Raw genomic sequence first — 22,818 nt, 5'->3', positions numbered from 1 at the left:
GTCGACCAGGAGCTGTCGCTGTGCAATTTTGGATGCGTGAACGACGCTTTCCCGAGCCCTACGACTCCCGTCGAGTCGCGAGCCGAGGTCTTTCTCGGCTATCTCGACTACTTCAGGGACCGGCTCATCTCGAAGATGGAGAGCCTCGATGACAGCGAGCGTCGCCGCAGCCAACTGCCGTCGGGCTGGACCCCACTGGAACTGGTCAAGCACCTCACGTTCGTCGAGCTGCGTTGGCTTGAGTGGGGCTTTGAGGGCCGGGAGGTCGAGGAGCCGTGGGGCGACCAACGAGCCAAGCGTTGGTACGTCGCACCGGATGAGAGCACAGAGGATCTCATCACCGCACTGAATGCCCAGGGCGCTCGCAGCCGGGCCATCGTCAAGGCAAACGACCTGGCTAGTGTCGGTCGACCAGGACCTCGCTGGGACGGCGCTGAACCCGCCACTCTCGAGCGGGTCCTGTTCCATCTCCTCCAGGAGTACGCCCGCCACCTCGGACATATGGATGTCGTCGCCGAACTCAGCGGCGGCCCGGTCGGGGAATAGAGATCGGGGCCGAGACCTGGAACCGAAATTCGCTCTCGCTCTCGGTCGAGTCGATGATCTCTGTCAACTTAAAAGAGAGACGCACCGGACCTTTCGGTCCGGTGCGTCTCTCGTGGGGTGCTGGTGCTCAGCGCTCCAGGGTGCCGTCGATGAAGGCCTCGAGGCTGGCGCGGCCCTCGTCGTCGGGGCGCTGCTCCGGCGGGGACTTCATCAGGTAGGACGAAGCCGACAGCAGCGGACCTGCGACGCCGCGGTCCTTGGCGATCTTCGCCGCGCGGATGGCGTCGATGATGATGCCGGCCGAGTTCGGCGAGTCCCAGACCTCGAGCTTGTACTCCAGGTTCAGGGGGGCGTCACCGAAGGCGCGACCCTCGAGGCGGACGTAGGCCCACTTGCGGTCGTCGAGCCACGCCACGTAGTCCGACGGACCGATGTGGACGTTCTTGTCGTGGACCTTGCCCGACAGCGAGCCGTGCAGGTTCGACGTGACGGCCTGCGTCTTGCTGACCTTCTTGGACTCCAGACGCTCACGCTCGAGCATGTTCTTGAAGTCCATGTTGCCGCCGACGTTCAGCTGGTACGTGCGGTCCAGGGCGACGCCCCGGTCCTCGAACAGCTTGGCCATGACACGGTGCGTGATGGTCGCGCCGACCTGGCTCTTGATGTCGTCGCCGATGATCGGGACGCCGGCGTCCTCGAACTTCTGGGCCCACTCGGGGTCCGAGGCGATGAAGACGGGCAGCGCGTTGACGAAGGCGACCTTCGCGTCGATCGCGCACTGCGCGTAGAACTTGTCGGCCTCCTCCGAGCCCACGGGCAGGTACGAGACCAGCACGTCGGCCTGGGTGTCCTTGAGGACCTGGACGACGTCGACCGGCTCGGCGTCGGACTCCTCGATCGTCTCGCGGTAGTACTTGCCGAGGCCATCGAGCGTCGGACCACGCTGGACGGTCACGCCGGTGGGCGGGACGTCGGTGATCTTGATGGTGTTGTTCTCGCTGGCCAGGGTCGCCTCGGCCAGGTCGAAGCCGACCTTCTTGGCGTCGACGTCGAAGGCGGCGACGAACTCGACGCTGTTGACGTGGTAGCCGCCGAGGGCGACGTGCATGAGCCCGGGGACGTCGGCCGTCGGGTCGGCGTCCTTGTAGTACTCGACGCCCTGGATCAGGGACGTGGCGCAGTTGCCAACGCCGACGATGGCCACGCGGACCTTGTTCTCGGAACTCATGGAGCCCTCACTTTTCCTTGTCTGTCGTGCTGATTTCTTCGTACTCCGTGAACGCGTCGGCGCGCTCACGGTCGATCAACTCGGTCAGCCAGTTGATCTCGCGCTCCACGGACTCCAGGCCATGGCGCTGGAGCTCGCGGGTGTAGGCGTCCATGCGTTCGCGGTGGTTGACCGCGGCCGATCGGACGTTTTCGAGTCGCTCTTCCAGGCGGGACCGGCGTCCTTCGAGGATCCGGACCCGGGTGGGAGAGCTGGTGCGCGCGAACAAGGCGAACCGCACCCCGAAGTTCTCGTCGTCCCAAGCCGACGGGCCACCGTCCTCGAGCAGGGAGCTGAAGTACTCCTTGCCCTCGGCCGTGAGCCGGTACACGATCCGGGGGCGCTTGCCCCGCGCGGTCGTCTCGGTGTCGGCGGCGATGTAGCCGGCACGCGTCAGTTGCTTGAGACAGGGGTAGAGCGTCCCGTAGGACAGCAGGCGGGTCCAGCCGAGCAGGTGGTTGACCTGCTTGCGCAGTTCGTACCCGTGCATCGGCGAGTCGGCGAGCAGACCGAGAACGGCCAACTCCAGCGCTGCGCCACGTCGGGCCATCGCTGCCGCCTCCCCCCGTATCGTTCCGTTCGATGTCACGAACGGCTATATCGGTACGATACATCGGGTTGGCTGTTTTGGGGACCCCGCCCCATGCGGTCAGCGCGTTCTCAGGAAGACCCGTCAGACTGGATCGTTGAAGTCGTCGTCCGAAAGGGGCCGATTCGTGGCGAAAACGCGCGCGAAGAACAAGCAGGGAGTGCTCGGCCGAGTCTCCCGCAGGATCGGTGGCACCGGGTCGCTGCCGGTGCGGGTCCTGCGCTGGCTGCTGTTCCTGATGGTCGCGGGATTCATCGCGGGAGCCCTGGTGTTCGCCGTGCTCTACGCGACGATCAAGATCCCCGACCCGAACGCCGACTTCCAGACCGAGACGACCAACGTCTACTACTCGGACGGCAAGACCAAGATCGGCAGCTTCGCGACCCAGAACCGCGAGCGGCTGGAGTACGACGAGATCCCCGAGGTCATGCGCGACGCCGTCGTGGCCGCTGAGGACCGGACCTTCTGGGAGAACCGCGGTATCGACCTGCGCGGCATCGTCCGCGCGGCGCGCAACAACGCCACGAGCGGGTCGATCACCGGCGGCGGTTCCACGATCACCCAGCAGTACGTCAAGATCCTCTACCTGAACCAGGAGCGCTCCTACACCCGCAAGGTGAAGGAGGCGATCCTCTCGGTCAAGATCCACAACCAGCTGACCAAGCAGGAGATCCTCGAGGGCTACCTCAACACGATCTACTACGGCAACGGCTCCTACGGCGTCGAGGTGGCCTCGCGCACGTACTTCGGCAAGCCGGCCGCGAAGCTCAACATCGGCCAGGCCGCGTTCCTCGCGACCGTCATCAACAACCCCTCGTACTTCGACCCCTACGCCGAGGGCGCCCGTGAGCGCGTCCTGCCACGGTTCAACTACGTCCTCGACGGCATGGTCAAGCGCGGCTCCATCACGGCCGAGCAGGCCGCGGCCCACAGGGGCAAGTTCCCCAAGTTCAAGAAGCAGCGCGCCAACCAGCGCTTCGAGGGCCCGAAGGGCCACCTGCTGGAGCTGACCCGCAAGCAGTTGCGGGCCGAGGGCTTCCTCGACTCCGAGATCGAGGGCGGCGGCCTGCGGGTCGTGACGACCTTCGACAAGAACATGCAGAAGGACGCCGTCGAGGCGGTCAAGCAGGTCCGCCCCGACGGTCTCGACGAGCTCAACACCGCCGTGGTCTCGGTGCAGCCCGGCACTGGCGCGGTCCGCGCGATGTACGGCGGTCCCGACTACCTCAAGAGCCAGCTGAACTGGGCGACGCTGGGCACGCAGCCGGGGTCGACCTTCAAGGCCTTCGCGGTGGTCGCGGCGCTCGAGAACGGTTACAGCCTGCAGACCCGCCTCAACGGCAACGCTCCGCTGAAGATCGGCAACGACGAGATCCAGAACCAGGGCGACAGCGGCGGCAAGTCCTACGGCTTCATCAACCTCGAGACGGCGACCCAGTTCTCGGTCAACACCGCGTTCGTCGACCTGACCGACCAGATGGAGGACGGACCGGAGAAGATCCTGAAGGCTGCGCGCGAGGCCGGCATCCCCGAGTCGACGGTCAACCAGATCCAGCCGGTGCTCGGCGTCTCGCTGGGCTACGAGAAGGTCGCGCCGATCGACATGGCCAACGCCTACGCGACGCTGGCGGCAGACGGCAAGCGCGCCGAGTGGTACGTCATCGACCGCGTCGACGACTCCCGCGGAGCCCGCGTGTTCAAGCACAACGTCGCGACGACCCAGACGATCGACGAGGACGTCGCGGCCGACACGCTCGCGGCGCTGCAGGCCGTGGTCCGGGCAGGCTCGGGCACCAAGGCGCGGACGTTCTGCCCCACCGTGGGCAAGACCGGCACCGCCACGGCCAACGACGGCAAGGACGGCGAGGACCGGGTGTCCTCCTCCTGGTTCGTCGGCGCGACGCCGAAGCTGGCCACGGCCGTCATGTACAACCGCGGCAAGGGCAACGAGGAGCTCGAGGGCTACCTCAACCCGTTCTTCGGCGGCACCTACCCGGCCACGACCTTCGGCACCTACATGAACCGGGCGCTCGAGGGCACCGAGTGCGGGACGTTCCCCAAGCGCGCGAACATCAAGGCTGACAAGGGCACGGCGGTCTACACCAACCCCGGCAATGGTGGCGACAAGAAGAAGAAGACGCCGAAGCCGGAGAAGAAGGAGACCAAGCCGACGCCGAAGCCGACGCGGCCCGCTCCCGAGCCGACGACTCCCGCGCCCACGGCCCCGGCTCCCGAGCCGGAGCCGACCGCGACGCCGCCGGTCACCCCGCCCCCGGCCACCACGTCCCCGGGGGCCGCGGGCGGCGGCAGTGGCAACGGCGACGGCAGCGGGAGCGCGCCCGGCCCCGAGTGAGCCGCGGCGGTAGTCTCCGACCTGCTCGGCGGACCGGTGCAGACCCGGTCCGACGTCGCCGAGCGTGATCGGGGGGTCCGACATGCGTCGTCAGTTCCTGCGTGCCGGGGTGTCCGCCGCCGTGGTGGTGGCGGTGCTGAGCGGCTGCGAGAGCCGCAGCTCGGACGAGAAGGCGATCGACAACGCCACGGAGACGCTGCGCGAGCGGGCCGCCGAGATCATCGAGGAGGCCGAGTTCGTCCTCGTCGACCGGGGCCTCGGCGACAAGGATCCGACGGCCGGCATGGCGACGGCGTTCCCCGAGTTGGTCGACGTGCCGTCGCGCGACCCGCTCACGTGGATCTTCTACCTCCACGACGCCGGGACCGGCGGTGGCTGGATGGAGACGACCAGTGTGCAGGTGGGCGGCTGCCTGCAGATCATCGATGACGGTGCAGACCTGCAGACCACTGCGGTCCGGTGCCCGAAATCGGCCCCGGAGTGGCGGAAGAAGCACTTCAAGGTCGAAATCGACGTGCTCACCGGCGAGCCGTGGTGACGCTCAGACCTCGGTGATCGAGTCGAACTGGGCGATCGTGTAGCGGACGGCCGCCGGGAGGCGGTCGCCCACGGCGGGTACCGGCACGCCCTCGGGCAGCAGGATCATGCTGGCCTGCATGTGCGGGGGCTCCACGAACCAGCGCTGCTTGCCGGCGATCGTGAATGGCGACAGCGCCAGCCCGGCAGCTGCGAGCCCGCCCTTGGCGACGGCCTTGCCGCGACCGGCGACGCCGGCGACCGCGCGCGGGGCCTCCAGGCCGATCCCGTGGCTGGTGCCGCCAGCGACCACGAGGACGTGACCGTCGCGGGGCACCCGGCCCTGGCGGTAGCCGACCCGCTCGCCGCGCTGCACGGTGTGGACGTCGAGGACGGTCGAGCGGACCTCGAGCGTGTCGAGGCGGCCCAGCCACAGCGCGGTCCCGACGCGCGGCCGGATCGTGAGGTTCGGGCGCTCGGTGCGCAGCTGCTCGAGCTCGGGGACGGTCAGGTGCGAGCAGAAGACCGTGGTGGCCGGCAGCGCCGAGGTCTCGAGGATCGCGCACCAGGTGCGCGCCTCGGCCAGGTTCGCACCGGCCATCGGCAGGTGGATCGCGAATCCCTCGACGACCAGGCCGGCCTCGCCGATCAGGCGCGCGGCCTCGGTGATGTGGTGACGGTCCAGTCCGTGCCGCGCCATGGAGGTGAGGCCCTCGACGACGACCCGCGCACCCGGCAGCTGGGCGGCCAGCGGCGCGATGTCCTCGAGGCGGCTGACCGTGTGGATCAGCCGGCCGTCCGCGACGCGCGGCGAGAACGGTCGCCAGGGCGTCAGGACCTGCACGTCGCCGGTGAAGGCACCGAGCAACTCGGCGGCCTCCTCGTACGTGCCGACAGCGATCATGTCGGTACCGAGACGGAACGCCTCGCCGGCCAGACGCTGGCGACCGAGGCCGTAACCGTTGCCCTTGATGACCGGCACGATCGCGGGATGGGCGTCGCGGGTCGCGACGAGGTGGCTCCGCCAGTCGGCGGCGCGGATCTGCAGGTCGAACGCCATGGGTCCATCATCGCGCTCCGGGCGTGGTCCGCCTCCGGCGGTGTCCGGCTGGTGGGCGGGGGGGCTCAGCCGCGGCGCTTCATGTACGCGGTGAACGCCGTGTACAGAGGGCGGTTGATGGGCAGGTCCCACTCGCCGAGGTGCTCGACGGCCTCGCCGCCGGTGCCCACCTTGAACTGCAGCAGGCCCACGTGGGGGTCGTCGGAGTCGATGGTGTCGGTGATGCCGCGCAGGTCGTAGACCTCCGCGCCGGCGGCCAGCGAGTCGCGGATCATCTGCCACTGGACGGCGTTCGAGCCGCGCACCTCGCGCTTGGCCGTGGTCGACGCGCCGTAGGAGTACCAGGCGTGGGTGCCGACCTGGACGAGCGTCGTGGCGGCGACCAGGTCGCCCTCGTGCCGGCCCAGGTACAGCCGCAGCCGCTGCGGGTCCTCGGCCGTCATGGCGTCCCACATGGTCTGGAAGTACGACAGCGGTCGCGGCGTGAAGTGGTCGCGCTCGGCGGTCTCGACGTACACGCGGTGGAAGTCGACGAGGTCGTCGCGGCCGCCCTCGGTGACCTCGACGCCCTGCTTGGCGGCCTTGCGGATGTTGCGGCGCCACTGCTGGTTCATGCCGGCGAGGACGTCCTCCTCGGTGCGACCGGCCAGCGGGATCTGGAAGTTGTACTTCGGCTGGCCCGCGGTGAAGCCGCCCTCGGCGGACTGCTCCTTCCAGCCCAGCGAGCGCAGCGTGCCGGACAGGGCGATCGCCGCCTCGTCGGTGTGATCGGCCGGGACGTCGCCGAGCCGGGTCAGCACCTCGTCGGCGAGGGCGGCCTTCAGGGTGGCGGCCTCCCAGCGGCGCGTGACGACGGGCGGACCCATGCGGATGCCGAAGGCGCCCTGGGTCCGGAGGTGGTCGCGCATCGCCTCGAGCGCGGGCGCGACGTCGCCGCTCCAGTCGAGGTCGGGACCCTCGGGCAGGTACGCCAGGTAGCGCTTGAGCTTGGGCACCTGGCGGTACAGGACCAGCCCGGCGCCGACCAGCGCATCTCCGTCGAACCACCCCAGCGACTCGCCACGCCACTCGCTCTTGACCGCCGCCCAGGCGGGGGTCTGCAGGAAGCTGGCCGTCCCGCGGGACGCGATGAAGGACAGGTGGTCCTCGGAGGAGATGGGACGAACGCGGATGGTCACGCTCTTGAGGCTATCCAACAGGTGTTGTTAGCCTGACCTAACCGGGTTGATTTCCGGTGGGTGCGACCGGACCGGTGCGCGCCCGTCCAACGAAGGGGAACCCGTGAAGACCTATGCCGCGACCGTCCTGGGTCGCCGCCAGCTGACTCCGCACCTCGTGTCCATCACGTTGGGTGGTCTCGAGGGCTGGCAGTCCACCGGCATCCCCGACGAGTACGTGCGGCTGTTGCTGCCCCCGCACCCCGGCGCGAAGATCGCGTTGCCGACGATCAACGAGGACTGGTCCTACACCTACCCCGAGGGCGCCGAGCCGCTCGTCCCGCGGGTCTACACGATCTCGGACCACCGGGTCGTCGACGGCGACGTGCGCGTGGACGTCGACATCGCGCTGCACGAGCAGGGAGCCGGCTCGGACTGGGCTCGCACGTGTCAGCCCGGCGACCGCGTGGGCGTCCTCGAGCCGCACGGGCTCTACCGCCCGGCGGCGGACGCGCGGCACCAGCTCCTCGTCTGCGACATCACCGGCGTCCCGGCGCTGGCCCGGATCCTGCGCGAGCTCGACCCGGGGGTCGTCGCGGAGGTGCACGTCGTCGTCAGCGACGCGGCCGACGAGGTTCCGTTGCCGTCGGCCGCCGACGTGCACGCGCACTGGGAGGTCGTCGAGGACGAGCACCTGATCCCGAACGCGCTCGAGGCCGCCGTCACCGGGCGCGACCTGCCCGCCGACTGGTCGGGGCGCTACGTCTGGCTCGCCGGTGAGGCCCGCGCCAGCCGCGCCGTCCGCAAGCACCTGCGGCGGGGACTGGGCTGGCCGCAGGCGGCGTTCTACACCTGTGGCTACTGGCAGATCGAGGCCGAGAAGTGGAACGCCCGCTACGAGGAGGTCGCCGAGATGATCCGCGTCAAGGCCCTCGCCGCGTACGAGCGGGCCGGCCAGGACGAGGGCGCGTACCTCGACGAGCTCGACGACATCTACGAGTCCGTCGGCCTCTGACGGGTTCCCCGCCCCAGATGTGTAGCGGTGCGCACCTTCTGAGCCCGAAAAGGGTACGGAAAGCCACACATCTCGCGCGCCGGAGGCGTGAGGCGCGGTCAGGCCACGAAGGTCTTCGGCCGGGCCGGTGTGATGAGCAGAGCCATGCCGGCCTCGGTCGGGGTGCGGTTGCCCTTCTTGTGGTTGCAGCGCAGGCACGCGGCGACGGCGTTCTCCCAGGTCAGCTCACCGCCGCGCGAGCGAGGGACGATGTGGTCGACGGTCTCGGCCGAGCCGCCGCAGTAGGCGCAGGCCTTGTCGCGGGCCTTGATCGCGGTCTTGGTGCACAGGTGCGCGCGCCGGTGCATCCACCGCGTGACGACGTACCGCACCAGGCGCAGGACCTTGGGCCGGGGAAAGGGCCCGAAGGTCTCGTCGTGGGACTCCTCGATGACCGCCACCTCGCGTACGAGCATCTTGATGGCGTGGCGCAGGGACACGCGCTGCAGAGGTTCGTAGCTCGCGTTGAGCACCAAGACGTCACCTGCGGTCATGGGCGCGCCCCTTTCCGGTACGAATCGTAGCCGGGAGAGGGCGTTTTCGGCACTGCCGACGGTCGAAACGTGCGCGAAGCAAATCGCCTCTAGGGTGGTCCCGTGACACAGGCGCAACTGTTCGAGGGATACGGACCTGTCGCGGGCTACGACGAGATGTACGGCGAGTCGGGCCTGCGCGACCTCTATGCCGCCGTGCACGCGGCATTCGGCAAGATGCCGCCCGAGGAGGTGCGACAGCGGGCCGAGGGTCTGGCGTCGTCCTACCTCGAGCAGGGCATCACCTTCGGCGTCGCCGGTGAGGAACGCCCGTTCCCGCTCGACATCGTGCCGCGCATCATCGAGGCCGATGCCTGGGATGAGGTCGAGGCCGGCGTCAAGCAGCGCGTCAAGGCGCTCGAGGCGTTCCTGGCCGACGCGTACGGCGCCGGAGAGCTGTTCCGCGACGGAGTCGTGCCGCGCAAGACGGTCGTGACCTCGAGCCACTACCACCGCGTCGTCGCGGGCATCGATCCCGCGAACGGGGTCCGGATCCACGTCGCGGGCATCGACCTGATCCGCGACGGCCACGGCGACTTCCGCGTGCTGGAGGACAACGCGCGCGTCCCGTCCGGCGTCTCGTACGTCATGACGAACCGCCGCGCGATGTCCGGCGGCCTGCCCGAGGTCTTCGCGCACCACCGCATCCGCCCCGTCGCTCGCTACTCGCGCCAGTTGCTCTCGGCGCTGCGCGCGGCGGCGCCCGCCGGTGTCAGCGATCCGACCGTCGTGGTCCTGACGCCCGGCGTCTACAACTCGGCCTACTTCGAGCACACCCTGCTGGCCCGCACGATGGGCGTCGAGTTGGTCGAGGGCCGCGACCTGGTGTGCCACGGCGGGCGCGTCATGATGCGCACGACCGACGGCCTGGCGCCCGTGCACGTGATCTACCGCCGGATCGACGACGAGTTCCTCGACCCGCTGGCGTTCCGCGCCGACTCCACGCTGGGCGTCCCCGGGCTCATCAACGCGGCGCGTGCGGGCAACGTGACGATCGCGAACGCGGTCGGCAACGGCGTGGCCGACGACAAGCTGCTCTACACGTACGTCCCCGACCTGATCCGCTACTACCTGCACGAGGAGCCGATCCTGCGCAACGTCGACACGTGGCGCTGCGGCGACGCCGACCAGCGCGAGGAGGTCCTGGACCGCCTCGACGAGCTCGTGCTCAAGCCGGTCGACGGCTCGGGCGGCAAGGGCATCGTCATCGGTCCGGCGGCCACCCGCGAGGAGCTCGATGAGCTGCGCGCCAAGGTCATCGCCGCGCCGCGCGACTGGATCGCCCAGCCGGTGGTCTCGCTGTCCACGGTGCCGACCCTGGTCGAGGACGGGATCCGTCCCCGGCACGTCGACCTGCGGCCGTTCGCGGTCAACGACGGCGACGACGTCTGGGTGCTGCCCGGCGGCCTGACCCGCGTGGCCCTGCCCGAGGGCGAGCTGATCGTGAACTCCAGCCGCGGCGGCGGCTCGAAGGACACCTGGGTGCTCGCCCGGCCGACCGAGCCGATCGAGGTCGATGACGACGACCTCGAGTCGCACGCCTCGTCGCAGTCCCAGTCGCAGACCATGGCGCCCGTCCCCGTCCCCGTCCCCTCCAGGGAGGCCTGATGCTCAGCCGGATCGGTGAGTCGCTGTTCTGGATCGGCCGCTACCTCGAGCGCGCCGACGACACGGCCCGCCTGTTGGACGTCCAGATGCAGATGCTGGTCGAGGACCCGTCGACCGACGAGGTCACCAGCTGCCAGCAGCTGTTCGCGGTCATGGGCATCGAGGACTTCGAGGGGGTGCCGAACCGCTGGTCGATGCTCGACAACCTGGCGTACGACCAGAAGTCGTCCACGTCCATCGCGGCGGTCATCGGCTCGATGCGCGAGGCCGCCCGCAGTGCGCGCGAGACCCTCTCGACCGATGTCTGGTCGGCCATCAACACCACCTGGCAGGGCGTGCCGGCGGCCACCTCGATGCGTCCGGTCGAGATGTTCAACTGGGTCCGCCGGCGCACCGCGATGATCTCCGGCTCGGCCGACGACTCGATGCCGCGCGACCAGGGCTGGTACTTCTACGTGCTGGGCCGCAACATCGAGCGGGCCGACATGACCGCGCGACTGTTGTCGACGGCGGCCAGTGCCGGCGGATCGGGCGTCGCGTGGCAGAACACGCTGCGCGCCTGCGGTGGCTACGAGAGCTTCCTGCGCACGTACCGCGGGATCGAGCGCGACAGCGCGGCTGCCGAGTACCTGCTGCTGGACCGCTGGTTCCCGCGGTCGCTGGTCTCCAGCCTCAGCGAGGCCGAGCGGGCGCTGACCCGCCTGGACGTGGCCGGGCGTCGTGCCGGCTTCTCCGACGAGGCGCTGCGGCTGCTCGGGCGGGCCCGTACCGAGATCGAGTACCGGCCGCTCAATGAACTGCTCGAGACCATGCCGTTCGAGATGGAGCGCCTGCAGCGCGCCTGCTCGGCGGCCAGCGACGCCATCACGGCGCGCTACTTCGCCCAGGAGAACTGGCACATGTGGACTGGAAGGGTGTCTCTGTGAGCGAGCGACAGCGAGTGAACGAGGGGTACGCCATGCCGGTGCCGCCGTATCGTCGTCTCTTCTCGGGGGTTCCGGCATGAGCATGCGCATGCGCGTCCGGCACGCGACGACCTATACGTACTCCGTGCCCACGCGGGCGTCGTACAGCGAGGCCCGGCTGACCCCGCAGACCACGTCCGACCAGTACGTCCGCCGGTCGCGGCTCGAGATCGCCCCGACGGCGTGGTCGCAGGAGTACCGCGACTACTGGGGCGCCACCGTGACGGCGTTCGAGGTCACCGACCCGCACGACGAGCTGCGGGTCGTGGCGACCTCGGTCGTCGACACCGCCGATCCGGCCGAGCCCGGCCGCTCCATCGGCTGGGACGACCTCGACCCGTCCACGCTCGACCGGTACTGCGAGTTCGTGCACCAGCAGGACAAGGTGCGCCCGTCGCCCTCGCTCGTCCCTTTGCTGGACGCGATTCGCGCCACCGCCGCGACGCCGGGGGCGTACGTGGAGGCGGTCGTCGAACTGCTGCGGGACCGGGTCAAGCGACTCGTCGCGGCCACCCACGTCAGCGCCACCGCCGAGGAGGCCTGGGACACCGGCCGCGGCGTCACGCACGACATCACCCACGTCGCGATCGGCGCCCTGCGTCACGCATCGATCCCGGCGCGCTTCGTCGCGGGATACGTCCACCCCGAGACCGAGCCGCAGGTCGACGTCCCGGTCGAGGCCGAGCCGCACGCGTGGCTGGAGTGGTGGGACGGACGCTGGGTCGGCTGGGACGTCACGCACGGCGAGTCCCCGGGCGAGCGTCACATCATCGTCTCGCGTGGGCGCGACTTCGACGACAACCCGAATCTGCGGGGGATCTACTCGACCGACGGCGAGGTCAGCACCACCGTCGACGTCGAGATCACCCGTCTGCTCTGAGGGCGTCGTGCCGCCGTCGGCGCGGCGGCATACCGTGAACGCATGAGCACCGACTGGACCCGCAACCGCGTCGACGAGACCCACCGCCCGTGGCAGGCCGACGCCGACCGCTACCAGAGCCTGGAGTACCGGCGGGTGGGCCGGTCGGGCCTGCTGCTGCCGCCGATCAGCCTCGGGCTGTGGTGGAATTTCGGTGACAACCGCACGTTCGACAGCCAGCGCGAGATCCTGCGCCACGCCTTCGACCTGGGCATCACGCACTTCGACCTGGCCAACAACTACGGCCCGCCGCCGGGGTCGGCCGAGGAGAACTTCGGCCGGATGATGCGCGGCGACTTCGCGCCCTACCGCGACGAGCTGATCATCTCGACCAAGGCCGGCTGGGACATGTGGCCCGGCCCGTACGGGTTCCTCGGCTCGCGCAAGTACCTGCTGGCGAGCCTCGACGCGTCGCTGACCCGGATGGGTCTGGACCACGTCGACATCTTCTACTCACACCGTGCCGATCCGGACACGCCCGTCGAGGAGACGGTGGGGGCGCTCGACACGGCGGTGCGCCAGGGCAAGGCGCTCTACGTCGGCATCTCGTCGTACTCGGCCGAGCGCACGCGCCGCGCCGCCGAGGTGGCCGCCGACCTGGGTACGCCGCTGGTCATCCACCAGCCGGCCTACTCGATGGTCAACCGCTGGGTCGAGGACGAGCTGTTCGCCACTCTCGAGGACGTCGGCATGGGTTCGATCGCCTTCACCCCGCTGGCGCAAGGGCTGTTGACGGACCGCTACCTCGGCGACGAGCCGGTGCAGCGGGCCGGCGGCCGGTCCTCGTTCGACGACTCGGTGGTCGAGGGCAACCGCGATCGCCTGCGTGGCCTGGCCGACGTCGCCCGCGAGCGCGGCCAGACCCTGGCCCAGCTCGCGATCTCCTGGGTGCTGCGGCCCGGCGCGGCCACCTCGGCCCTCATCGGCGCCTCGCGCACCGAGCAGCTCGACGAGAACATCCAGGCGGCGGCGAACACCGATTTCACCGCCGAGGAGCTCGATCGGATCGACGAGCTCGTCGGTCACGACGCCGACGCGCGGGTCGACCTGTGGGGCGGATCGGCTGACATCGTGTAACTCACAGTGACACTCCGGTCGAAAATCTGGTCCTGTCGCCTAGGCTCTGGCCCATGGAAAAGACCGTCGCGGCGCACGCGCACGAGCTCACGAAGACGTACGGCAAGGGCGACGCCCAGGTCCGGGCGCTCGACGGGGTCTCGCTGGAGATCTACGAGGGTGAGTTCACGGCGGTCATGGGCCCCTCCGGATCGGGCAAGTCGACGCTGATGCACTGCATGGCGGCACTGGACACCCCCGACGGTGGTCGCGTGACGATCGGTCCCACCACGCTGGCCAAGCTCGACGACAAGGCGCTCACCGTGATGCGCCGCGAGAAGATCGGCTTCGTCTTCCAGGCGTTCAACCTGGTGCCCACGCTGACGGCCGAGGAGAACATCCTGCTGCCGCTGTCGATCGCCGGCCGCAAGCCCGATCCGAAGTGGTACGCCAACGTGATCGAGGCCGTCGGCCTGGCCGACCGGCTCAAGCACCGTCCCAACGAGATGTCCGGCGGTCAGGCCCAGCGCGTGGCGTGCGCCCGCGCGCTCGTCAGCCGTCCGTCGATCGTGTTCGCCGACGAGCCCACCGGCAACCTCGATTCCACGTCGGGCGCCGAGGTCCTGTCGTTCCTGCGCCGCAGTGTCGACGAGTTCGGCCAGACGATCGTCATGGTCACGCACGATCCCGTCGCCGCCAGCTACACCGACCGGGTCGTCTACCTGGCCGACGGCCGCGTGGTGTCCGAGCTGCGTCACCCCACGGCCGAGAAGGTCCTCGAGCGCATGAGCGTCGTCCAGCGCCGGATCGGCGTGTGACGTGCGCAGAGTCACCTGGCGCAACCTCGTAGCTCGCAAGGTCCGTCTGTTCCTGAGCGCCTTCGCGATCGTGCTGGGCATCGCGTTCCTCTCGGGCTCCCTGGTGTTCACCGACACGATCGGCGAGAGCTTCGACCAGATCGCGTACGGCACCGTCACCGACGTGGCGGTCCGGCCCGAGACGGGCAACGGCGACGCCATCGCGATGAGCGTCAACCGCGAGGCCCGCTCCATCCCGGCCTCGGTCATCGAGGAGATCTCCGCCCTGCCCGGCGTCGAGCGCGCGGAGGGTGCGGTCAACGGCGGCGGCCTGTTCGTCGTCAAGAAGAACAACCGTCTGCTCGGCGGCACCGGTGCGCCCACGATCGCCCTCAACGCCGGCGACGGCGACCCGATCCCGAACGCCGCCGGCGACCAGATGCTGAAGTGGGAGCAGGGCCGCGCTCCGACCCAGGACGGCGAGATCGCCCTCGACGCGCGCTCGGCCGAGGTGGCCGGCTATCGCCTGGGCGACACCGTCAAGATCGCGCTGCCCAGCGAGCCGCCCATCCTCAAGGCGAAGCTCGTGGGCATCTTCGACTTCAGCTCCGGCGGCCTGGCCGGCGCGACGCTCGTGATCTTCGACGATCTCAGCGCCCAGAAGTACTTCCTCGAGGGCAAGGACGCCTTCAGTGTCATCCAGGTCGAGGCCAAGGCCGGGGCGACCCAGCGCGAGGTGGCCGACCAGGTTGCCAAGGTCATCCCCGAGGGCACGGAGTCGGTCACGGGCGACTCGGTCGCCGAGGAGTCCAAGGACCTCTTCGACCAGCTGCTCGGGTTCCTCAACACCTTCCTGCTGGTCTTCGCCGGCATCGCCCTGGTGGTCGGCACCTTCCTGATCGTCAACACGTTCTCGATCCTGGTTGCCCAGCGCAGTCGCGAACTGGCCCTGCTGCGCGCCCTGGGCGCCTCGCGTCCCCAGGTCAGCCGCTCGGTGCTGACCGAGGCGTTCGTGATCGGCGTCATCGGCTCGACGTTGGGCCTGGCGATGGGCTTCGGCCTGGCGATGCTGCTCAAGGTCCTGTTCAGCCGGTTCGGCCTCGACCTGTCGGGCACGTCGCTGGTGTTCCAGCCGCGGACGGTCATCCTGGCCTACGCCGTCGGCGTTCTGGTGACGATGCTCGCGGCGTGGATCCCCGCCCGTCGCGCCGCCCGGGTGCCCCCGGTCGCGGCGATGCGCGACGAGGTCGCGATGCCCGAGTCGTCGCTGCGGTGGCGGCTCGTGATCGCGTTGCTGTTCGGCTTGGCCGGTGCCGGGTCGATGGCGGCCGGCTCCTGGCTCGACGTTCCCCGCCCCATCGTCTGGGTCGGTGCGGGCATCTTCGGCGTGCTGATGGCGGTCGCGCTGGGCAGCCCGATCATCGCGTCGCCGGTCCTGGCCGCCTTCGGCGTCCTCTATCGGACCGTCTACAAGTCGGTGGGTCAGTTGGCGGCGCAGAACGCGCGGCGCAACCCGCGGCGCACGGCCGCGACCGCGTCGGCGCTGATGATCGGTCTCGCGCTGGTCACGACGATGTCGATCCTGGGCGCCTCGATCAACACGTCCATCGACAAGGGCGTCGAGCGCGAGTTCTCGGCCGACTTCATCGTCCAGAACGTCAGTGGCCAGCCGTTCTCGCCCGAGATCTCGCAGAAGATCGGCGCGGTCCCGGGCGTCGCGGCCGTCTCGCCGGCCCAGTCGATCGTGTTCGAGGCCGACGGCACGCAGGTCTTCGCGTCGGCGACCGACGCCGAGCAGTTCGCGGAGGTCTTCGAGCTGGCGTTCTCCGATGGCACGGCGCCCACCGGCGAGAACATGATCGCGCTCAGCGAGTCGATGGCGGAGTCGATCGACCGCTCGACGGGCGACGTGGTGAAGCTGGCGTTCAGCTCCGGTGAGTTCGACGCGACCGTGACGGGTGTGTACGCCGACAGCAACGTCGTCGGCCAGGCCATCGTGCCGCTGACCACCGTCGCGGCGGCGGGCATCAAGCGCGGCGACACCTCGCTGGCGATCAACGCCACCCCCGGCACCGGCACGCGCACCGTGCGGGCCAACCTCGAGCGGGCGGTGGGCGACAACCCCACGATCGTCGTGCAGGACAAGGAGAGCTACGCCGAGGCGCAGCGCTCGCAGGTCAACACGCTGCTGTACCTGATCTACGCGCTGCTGGGTCTGGCGATCGTCATCGCCGTGCTGGGCATCGTGAACACGCTGGCGCTCAGCGTCATCGAGCGCACCCGCGAGATCGGACTGCTCCGCGCGGTTGGCCTGACCCGTCCGCAGTTGCGGCGCATGGTGCGCCTGGAGTCGGTGGCGATCGCGATCCTGGGTGCGGTGCTGGGGATCGGAGCAGGGCTGCTGTTCGGCATCGCCCTGCAACGCTCCTTCCAGAACGACGGCATCAGCGACCTGGCCATCCCGATCGGCTCCTTGGCGGTGTTCGTGGTGGTCTCGGCGCTCGTCGGCGTCCTCGCGGCCGTGCTGCCGGCACGTCGTGCCGCCAAGCTCGACGTGTTGAAGGCGATCACCGGCGAGTGATCCCCGGGGCGTCCGATCGAGGATTGGTCCGCAACGACGGGCCACTGCTAGACTCGTGAGGTTGCCGTTCGAGGCGACACCTCCTGTGACGGAAAGCCCGTCACCGCCCAGTCCAAAGGAGAACCCGCAGTGTCACTGCGCAAGTACGAAGTCATGGTCATCCTCGATGCGGACGTCGATGAGCGTTCCGTCGAGAAGAGCCTCTCGACCTACCTCAACAACACGATCGTCGCCGACGGCGGTTCCGTCGACGCCATCGATGTGTGGGGCAAGCGCCGCCTGGCCTACGAGATCAACAAGAAGTCCGAGGGCATCTACGCCGTCATCGGTCTGTCCGCCGAGCCCGCCTCGGTCAAGGAGCTGGACCGTCAGCTGTCGCTGAACGAGTCCGTCGTCCGTACGAAGGTCACGCGTCCCGACGTGAAGTGATTCTGTGGACGGAGACATTCCGTCCCCTGAATCCGACACACTCGTCGCGAGAGCACCTCGAGAGAAGGCTGATTCCATGGCAGGCGAAACCACCATCACCCTCGTCGGCAACCTGACCCGTGACCCCGAACTGCGGTTCACGCCGTCGGGTGCCGCGGTCGCCGACTTCACCGTCGCGTCCACCGCGCGCACGTTCGACCGTCAGACGAACGAGTGGAAGGACGGCGACACGCTGTTCATCCGCTGCTCGGCCTGGCGCCAGCTGGCCGAGAACGTCGCCGGCTCGCTGACCAAGGGCACCCGCGTCATCGTGACCGGTGCGCTGAAGGTCCGCGAGTACGAGCGTCAGGACGGCGGCCGGGGCACGAGCGTCGAGATGACGGTCGACGAGGTCGGCCCGTCGCTGCGCAACGCCACCGCCCAGGTCACCCGCACGTCGGGTGGCGGAGGCGGTCAGGGCGGCGGCTTCGGCGGCGGGAACTCCGGCGGCAACGCCGGTGGTTTCGGTGGCGGCCAGCCTGCTGGTCAGCAGTCGAACGCCAGCGCGTGGGCCCAGCCCTCGCAGCCGCAGGCGCCGGCCGGGGGCAACGACCCCTGGGGCGGCGGCGGCAGTGCCGGCGGTTCGACCGACGAGCCCCCCTTCTGATCCATCACACGTAGCAAGAAATTTTCCAGGAGCATCATGGCCAAGCCCGTTGTCCGGAAGCCGAAGAAGAAGAGCAACCCGCTCGCGGTTGCCGGCGTCACCACCATCGATTACAAGGACACCGCACTGCTGCGGAAGTTCATCTCCGACCGCGGCAAGATCCGCGCTCGTCGCGTCACCGGCGTGTCCGTCCAGGAGCAGCGTCAGATCGCCAAGGCGATCAAGAACGCGCGCGAGATGGCGCTGCTGCCCTACACGTCCAGCGGTCGCTGAGTACAGGAGCAACGAACAGATGAAGCTCATCCTCACGCACGAGGTCTCGAACCTCGGCCAGCCCGGCGACATCGTCGAGGTCAAGGACGGCTACGGCCGTAACTTCCTGCTGCCGCGCAACTTCGCCATCCGTTGGACGAAGGGCGCTGCCAACCAGGTCGAGTCGATCAAGGCTGCTCGCGATGCGCGCGCCGTGCACGATCTCGAGACCGCCAAGTCGATCAAGGGCAACCTCGAGTCGTCCGCGATCAACGTCTCGGCGCAGGCTGGCGAGGGCGGTCGCCTCTTCGGCGCCGTCACCGTCACCGACATCGCCGACGCGCTGGCCGAGGCCGGCGCGCAGGTCGACAAGCGTCGCATCGAAGTCGGCAACCCGATCAAGAGCCTCGGCTCGCACACGGTCTCCGTCCGCGTGCACCCCGAGGTCGTCGCGACGGTCAAGCTGAACGTCGTCGCCGCCAAGTGATTCTCAAGTCGCCGGGTCCCGCTTCACGCGGGGCCCGGCGGTTTGCTGTTGTGGCGCTGGCGAGCACGCTGCTCGCCGGCTGCTTCGGTGGGGGCGATGACTCCTCCGACGAGACGACCGCGAGCTCGCAGAGCCCGAAGACCTCCGCCGACACGTCGCTGCCGCTGGCCGACGTGCACCCGGCCGGTGAGGACGACGTCCGGTTCGGCGGCACCCTGCGGCTCGGCATCGGCTCGTTCCCGGCCACGTTCAACCCGGTCCACACCGCCGGTGTCGCCAGTACCGCGCCGCAGATCCTCGCCCCGACCCTCGGCAGTGCCGTCCGGGTCCGGGCTGACGGCTCGTGGGTGGTCGACCCGAACTACGCCACCGACGTCGACATCATCGACCGCTCCCCGCTGACCGTCCGGGTCGAGCTCAATCGCCAGGCCGTGTGGCAGGGCGGGTCGCCGATCACCGCGGCCGACATGGTGTCGTTCGTCAAGGCGATGCAGGACGACGACTACGCCGCCGCGCGCGTCCCCGCGATCGACGCGGTCGACGAGGTCCGGGCCGACGGTGCGTTCGCCTACGAGGTCGTCTTCGACGAGCCGACCGCCGACTGGCCCGCCGCGGTCTACCCGACGCTGCCGAAGGCCTACACGAAGTCCGTCAAGACGTTCAACCGTGGACTCACCGCCAAGGCGCCCTCCGCGAACGGGCCCTACATCGTCTCGGGGATCGAGCGCCGCACCGGCACGATCACCCTCGAGCGCAACCCGCGGTGGTGGGGCAGTCGCCCCAAGCTGGACTCGATCGTGTGGCGCATCGGTCCCGACGACGTCCTGGCCGCCGCGCACGTGGCCGGCGAGCTGGAGTCGGCTCCCGTCACGCCCGCCAACCGCAAGGCGCTGGCGGACGCGGACCTGCGGGCCTCGCTCGGGTCGGATTGGTCGCAGCTGACGATCAACGGCGGCACCGGGCCGCTGGCCGACGCCGACGTGCGCCGTGCCGTGATGCTGGCGGTCGACGCCGAGGGCGTCGTGAAGGACACGTCCAAGCGTTACGGCGTCAGTACGGTGCCGATGAGCTCGGTCGTGCTGCTGCCCGGTCAGGTCGGCGACCCGAAGACCAAGCCGCTGGCGCGCAACGTCGACCGCGCCGCTGCGCTGTTGGCGAAGGCCGGCTGGAAGCGCGAGGGCGGCAAGGGCCTGGTCCGCCGCAAGGGCCGTCCCCTGACCCTGACGTTGCCGGTCCCGAACACCCGGTCCGGCGCCGTCGAGCGAGCTGAGGCGATCGCCGATGATCTCGCCGAGGTCGGCGTCCGGGTCAAGGTCCAGGAGGTGCCCGGTGACACGTTCTTCGAGAAGGTCGTGATCCCGCTCGACTTTGACCTGACCACGTTCACCTGGTCGGTCGAGCCGTTCGGCCTGGGCGAGGTCAAGCGCCTCTTCACCCCGATCGACAGCCCGCTGAACTTCACCGGCAAGTCGTCGAAGGCCACGGCGAAGGCGTTCGACGCGGCGATCGCGCAGCTCGACGTGAAGAAGCGCACGGCCGCGATCGCCAAGGTCGACAAGGTCACGCGCGCCCAGGCGTCGATCATGCCGCTGGCCGTGGTGCCCGAGGTGCTCGCCGTCGATCCCGACGTGCGCAACTACGGACCCACCGCCCTGGCCGACCTGGACTGGACCCGGGTGGGCTTCGCGGAGGGCAGCGACTGATGGCCCGTACCCGGCGCGAAGCGGTGGGTTGGCCGACGATCCTGCGCGAGCTGCGCGTCGTCCGGGTCGCCGACGTCTCTGAGACGACCCGGCGGGTCACCCTGACCGGCGAGCAGCTTGAGGCGTTCCCCGTCGCCGGTGGCACCGCGGCGCCGTTCCGGTCCGAGGGCTTCGACGACCACGTGAAGCTGCTCGTCCCCCTCGAGGGCACCGATCGTCCGCCGCTGCCGGTGCAAGGGCCCGACCGGCTCGAGTGGGGTGGCGCCGGCGGTCGCCCGGTGGCCAAGGACTACACGCCGCGGCGCTTCGCCGATGGCGAGCTCGACCTGGACTTCGTGCTGCACGAGGGCGGGTTCGCCGCCGGTTGGGCCCGTCGCACGCAGCCGGGGGACCCGGCCTGGATCGTCGGCCCCACCCGATCGCTGCTGCTGCCGACCGGGGTCGACCGGTTCGTGCTGGGGGGCGACGAGACGGCCCTGCCCGCCATCGCGCGGCTGCTCGACGAGTGGACCGGCACGATGAGCGCCGACATCGTCATCGAGGTGGCCTCGCCGGCCGGGATCCAGGACCTCCCGTCCCTCGAGGGCGTGACGATCCGCTGGGTCCACGGCGCGGACGCCTGGATCGACGCGATCCGCGAGCTGCCCTGGCCCGACGTGCCGACGTTCTGCTGGGTCGCCGGCGAGTCCGGCGCCGTGCGCGAGGTGCGCCGCCACCTCGCCGACGAGCGTGGCGTGCCCCGCGACTGCCTCGACGCCACCGGCTACTGGCGGCGCTGACGGCTCCCCGGCCGCTCGCGCCTCAGGTCGAGCCGAGCACGAGCCAGCGGTCACTGCGCTGGCGCAGCCACAGCGTCACCCACCGCGTGGCCTGGAACAGCGCGTACGCGGCCCACAACCAGGTGAAGCCGGCGTCCGTCGCCCGGATCAGCAGCGCCACCGGCGCGTAGATCAGCAGCGTGATCAGACTGGCCCATGCCAGGTACACGCCGTCCCCGGCGCCGATCAGCACGCCGTCCAGCACGAACACGACCCCCGAGATCGGCTGGATGAGCGCGACCAGCAGGAGGGCGGGCACCGCGGCCGCGCGCACGTCCGCGTCGGGGGTGAAGGCACGCGCGACCCACGGCGCGGTCAACGCCAGCAGAGCGCCGGCGACGATGCCGAAGCCGAGCCCCCAGGCGATGACCCGTCGCGTGACGTGACGGGTGCCCTCGGCGTCGCCGGCCCCGAGCGAGTGACCCGTCAGCGTCTGCGCCGCGATCGCGAAGGCGTCGAGCGCGAACGCCAGGAACATGACCAGGGTGGTGGCGATCTGGTGCGCGGCGAGCGAGGCGTCGCCGAACCCGGCCGCGACGAGGGTGGCCAGCAGCAGGACGGCGCGCAGGCTCAGCGTGCGCAACAGCAGGGGGACGCCCTCGCGCGCGGCGCGGGCGACGTCGTCCCACCGCAGGCGGGGCGAGGCCTCGGTCTCGCGGCTTCGGCGCAGGACCTGGGCCACGAGAGCGAGGGCGGCGGCCCACTGGGCCAGCACCAGGCCGAGGGCGGCGCCGCGCAGGTCCAGGCCCGCCCCGTAGACCAGCGCGACCGTCAGCACCACGTTCAGGACGTTCGCCGCGACCATCACGACCAGGGGCGTGCGCAGGTCCAACACCCCGCGCAGGGCGCCGGTGGCGGCCAGGACGAGCAGCACGGCGGGGATGCTCGCGGCGGCGATCCTCAGGTACTCGGTGGTGAGGTCCGCGACCGCGGGCGAGCTGGACAGTGCCCGGGCCATCGGCCGCGCGGCCACCGACGTGAAGGCACCGAGCACGAGGCCGATCAGCAAGGCCAACCAGACGCCTCCCAGGGCCGCCTCCAGGGCCCGGCGGGGCTCCCCGGCGCCCTGGTGCCGGGCGACCGTGGCGGTGCTGCCGTAGGCCAGGAAGACGCACAGCCCGACGATGGTCGACAAGACCGTGGAGGCGGCCCCGAGCGCGGCCAGCTCGGCCCGGCCGAGGTGACCCACGATGGCGGTGTCGGCCATCAGCATGAGGGGCTCGCAGATCAGCGCGGCGAAGGCCGGGACCGTGATCGCGAGGATTCGACGGTCGAGAGAGGAGATCCGCACGGGGCGACGATACCGCTGTGACCAGTGAGGTGAATTTGTCGACAAGTCGGCCCTCGCTTGCGACACGCCCGTGGATAACCCGATCCACGAAAATCACACCCGGCTATCACAACTCCACACCTTGTGACTCACGTTTGCGCAGGTCAGAGGCGCTTGTGACCTGCGCCACACGCGATTGTCCACAGGGTGAT

At 69.8% G+C, this 22,818-nt stretch carries 22 protein-coding genes; 16 read left to right on the top strand and 6 right to left on the bottom strand.

Going from position 1 to position 22,818, the window contains the following annotated elements; genetic code table 11:
- Positions 1-36: 36 nt before the first annotated feature.
- Positions 37-546: a DinB family protein gene (locus tag H9L21_RS15195; protein WP_187411622.1), complete on the top strand. Its 510-nt coding sequence runs from the start codon at positions 37-39 to the stop codon at positions 544-546.
- Between the two features lie 127 nt (positions 547-673).
- Here the strand turns inward: H9L21_RS15195 and H9L21_RS15190 are convergent, their stop codons facing one another.
- Complete coding sequence (locus H9L21_RS15190) at positions 674-1,774, bottom strand: inositol-3-phosphate synthase (protein ID WP_154597297.1); 1,101 nt, start codon at positions 1,772-1,774, stop codon at positions 674-676.
- Positions 1,775-1,781: 7 nt separating this feature from the next.
- Positions 1,782-2,363, bottom strand: coding sequence for a PadR family transcriptional regulator (locus H9L21_RS15185; protein ID WP_154597298.1), 582 nt, complete (start codon positions 2,361-2,363; stop codon positions 1,782-1,784).
- Between the two features lie 166 nt (positions 2,364-2,529).
- Between H9L21_RS15185 and H9L21_RS15180 the strand changes: the two genes are divergently transcribed.
- Both H9L21_RS15180 and H9L21_RS15175 read left to right on the top strand, forming a co-directional pair.
- Positions 2,530-4,755, top strand: a complete 2,226-nt coding sequence (locus H9L21_RS15180; protein ID WP_154597299.1) for a transglycosylase domain-containing protein — start codon at positions 2,530-2,532, stop codon at positions 4,753-4,755.
- A gap of 82 nt (positions 4,756-4,837) precedes the next feature.
- Entirely contained in the window at positions 4,838-5,293 is a 456-nt protein-coding gene (locus H9L21_RS15175) for a hypothetical protein (protein WP_154597300.1), read from the top strand.
- 3 nt (positions 5,294-5,296) lie between these two features.
- Here the strand turns inward: H9L21_RS15175 and H9L21_RS15170 are convergent, their stop codons facing one another.
- On the bottom strand, positions 5,297-6,331 hold the full coding sequence (locus tag H9L21_RS15170; protein WP_154597301.1) for an alanine racemase: 1,035 nt from the start codon (positions 6,329-6,331) through the stop codon (positions 5,297-5,299).
- Positions 6,332-6,396: 65 nt separating this feature from the next.
- A complete protein-coding gene (locus tag H9L21_RS15165) occupies positions 6,397-7,509 on the bottom strand; it encodes a lipid II:glycine glycyltransferase FemX (protein WP_187411621.1) in 1,113 nt (370 codons plus the stop codon).
- Between the two features lie 103 nt (positions 7,510-7,612).
- Here H9L21_RS15165 and H9L21_RS15160 point away from each other — a divergent pair, with 103 nt between their 5' ends.
- The gene (locus H9L21_RS15160; RefSeq protein WP_187411620.1) at positions 7,613-8,503 is read left to right on the top strand and encodes a siderophore-interacting protein; all 891 of its coding nucleotides are present in this window, start codon (positions 7,613-7,615) and stop codon (positions 8,501-8,503) included.
- A gap of 98 nt (positions 8,504-8,601) precedes the next feature.
- Here H9L21_RS15160 and H9L21_RS15155 read toward each other — a convergent pair whose 3' ends face one another.
- A complete protein-coding gene (locus H9L21_RS15155; protein WP_154597304.1) occupies positions 8,602-9,036 on the bottom strand; it encodes an HNH endonuclease in 435 nt (144 codons plus the stop codon).
- 102 nt (positions 9,037-9,138) lie between these two features.
- On the opposite strand from H9L21_RS15155, the gene H9L21_RS15150 reads away from it, so the two are divergent.
- The 12 genes from H9L21_RS15150 to H9L21_RS15095 all read left to right on the top strand — a co-directional run bounded on the left by H9L21_RS15150 (position 9,139) and on the right by H9L21_RS15095 (position 21,297).
- A complete protein-coding gene (locus H9L21_RS15150; protein WP_255467096.1) occupies positions 9,139-10,683 on the top strand; it encodes a circularly permuted type 2 ATP-grasp protein in 1,545 nt (514 codons plus the stop codon).
- The gene (locus H9L21_RS15145; RefSeq protein ID WP_154597305.1) at positions 10,683-11,609 is read left to right on the top strand and encodes an alpha-E domain-containing protein; all 927 of its coding nucleotides are present in this window, start codon (positions 10,683-10,685) and stop codon (positions 11,607-11,609) included. Before H9L21_RS15150 ends, H9L21_RS15145 begins: the two co-directional genes overlap by 1 nt.
- A 76-nt stretch (positions 11,610-11,685) precedes the next feature.
- Complete coding sequence (locus H9L21_RS15140) at positions 11,686-12,528, top strand: transglutaminase family protein (RefSeq protein WP_154597306.1); 843 nt, start codon at positions 11,686-11,688, stop codon at positions 12,526-12,528.
- Between the two features lie 42 nt (positions 12,529-12,570).
- Positions 12,571-13,644 carry an L-glyceraldehyde 3-phosphate reductase gene (gene mgrA / locus H9L21_RS15135; protein WP_154597307.1) on the top strand — a complete coding sequence of 358 codons (1,074 nt, stop codon included), beginning with the start codon at positions 12,571-12,573 and terminating at the stop codon, positions 13,642-13,644.
- 53 nt (positions 13,645-13,697) lie between these two features.
- Positions 13,698-14,441 carry an ABC transporter ATP-binding protein gene (locus tag H9L21_RS15130; protein ID WP_154597308.1) on the top strand — a complete coding sequence of 248 codons (744 nt, stop codon included), beginning with the start codon at positions 13,698-13,700 and terminating at the stop codon, positions 14,439-14,441.
- 1 nt (position 14,442) lies between these two features.
- Positions 14,443-17,001 carry an ABC transporter permease gene (locus H9L21_RS15125; protein WP_154597309.1) on the top strand — a complete coding sequence of 853 codons (2,559 nt, stop codon included), beginning with the start codon at positions 14,443-14,445 and terminating at the stop codon, positions 16,999-17,001.
- 135 nt (positions 17,002-17,136) lie between these two features.
- On the top strand, positions 17,137-17,430 hold the full coding sequence (gene rpsF / locus H9L21_RS15120; RefSeq protein WP_154597542.1) for a 30S ribosomal protein S6: 294 nt from the start codon (positions 17,137-17,139) through the stop codon (positions 17,428-17,430).
- Positions 17,431-17,506: 76 nt separating this feature from the next.
- Positions 17,507-18,076, top strand: a complete 570-nt coding sequence (locus tag H9L21_RS15115) for a single-stranded DNA-binding protein (RefSeq protein WP_154597310.1) — start codon at positions 17,507-17,509, stop codon at positions 18,074-18,076.
- Between the two features lie 36 nt (positions 18,077-18,112).
- Positions 18,113-18,349 (top strand): 30S ribosomal protein S18, encoded by a 237-nt coding sequence (rpsR, locus tag H9L21_RS15110; protein WP_143914296.1) that lies wholly within the window; start codon positions 18,113-18,115, stop codon positions 18,347-18,349.
- 19 nt (positions 18,350-18,368) lie between these two features.
- On the top strand, positions 18,369-18,815 hold the full coding sequence (gene rplI / locus H9L21_RS15105) for a 50S ribosomal protein L9 (RefSeq protein ID WP_154597311.1): 447 nt from the start codon (positions 18,369-18,371) through the stop codon (positions 18,813-18,815).
- 50 nt (positions 18,816-18,865) lie between these two features.
- The gene (locus tag H9L21_RS15100; protein ID WP_154597312.1) at positions 18,866-20,518 is read left to right on the top strand and encodes an ABC transporter family substrate-binding protein; all 1,653 of its coding nucleotides are present in this window, start codon (positions 18,866-18,868) and stop codon (positions 20,516-20,518) included.
- Positions 20,518-21,297 (top strand): siderophore-interacting protein, encoded by a 780-nt coding sequence (locus tag H9L21_RS15095; protein WP_154597313.1) that lies wholly within the window; start codon positions 20,518-20,520, stop codon positions 21,295-21,297. Before H9L21_RS15100 ends, H9L21_RS15095 begins: the two co-directional genes overlap by 1 nt.
- 22 nt (positions 21,298-21,319) lie before the next feature.
- On the opposite strand, the gene H9L21_RS15090 is transcribed toward H9L21_RS15095, so the two are convergent.
- The gene (locus H9L21_RS15090; protein WP_255467095.1) at positions 21,320-22,627 is read right to left on the bottom strand and encodes an MATE family efflux transporter; all 1,308 of its coding nucleotides are present in this window, start codon (positions 22,625-22,627) and stop codon (positions 21,320-21,322) included.
- Between the last annotated feature and the right edge of the window lie 191 nt (positions 22,628-22,818).

This window comes from Aeromicrobium senzhongii (assembly GCF_014334735.1).
Taxonomy (GTDB): domain Bacteria; phylum Actinomycetota; class Actinomycetes; order Propionibacteriales; family Nocardioidaceae; genus Aeromicrobium; species Aeromicrobium senzhongii.
Note: the sequence above shows the minus strand (reverse complement) of the source record. Positions and strands in the feature narration are given on the sequence as shown.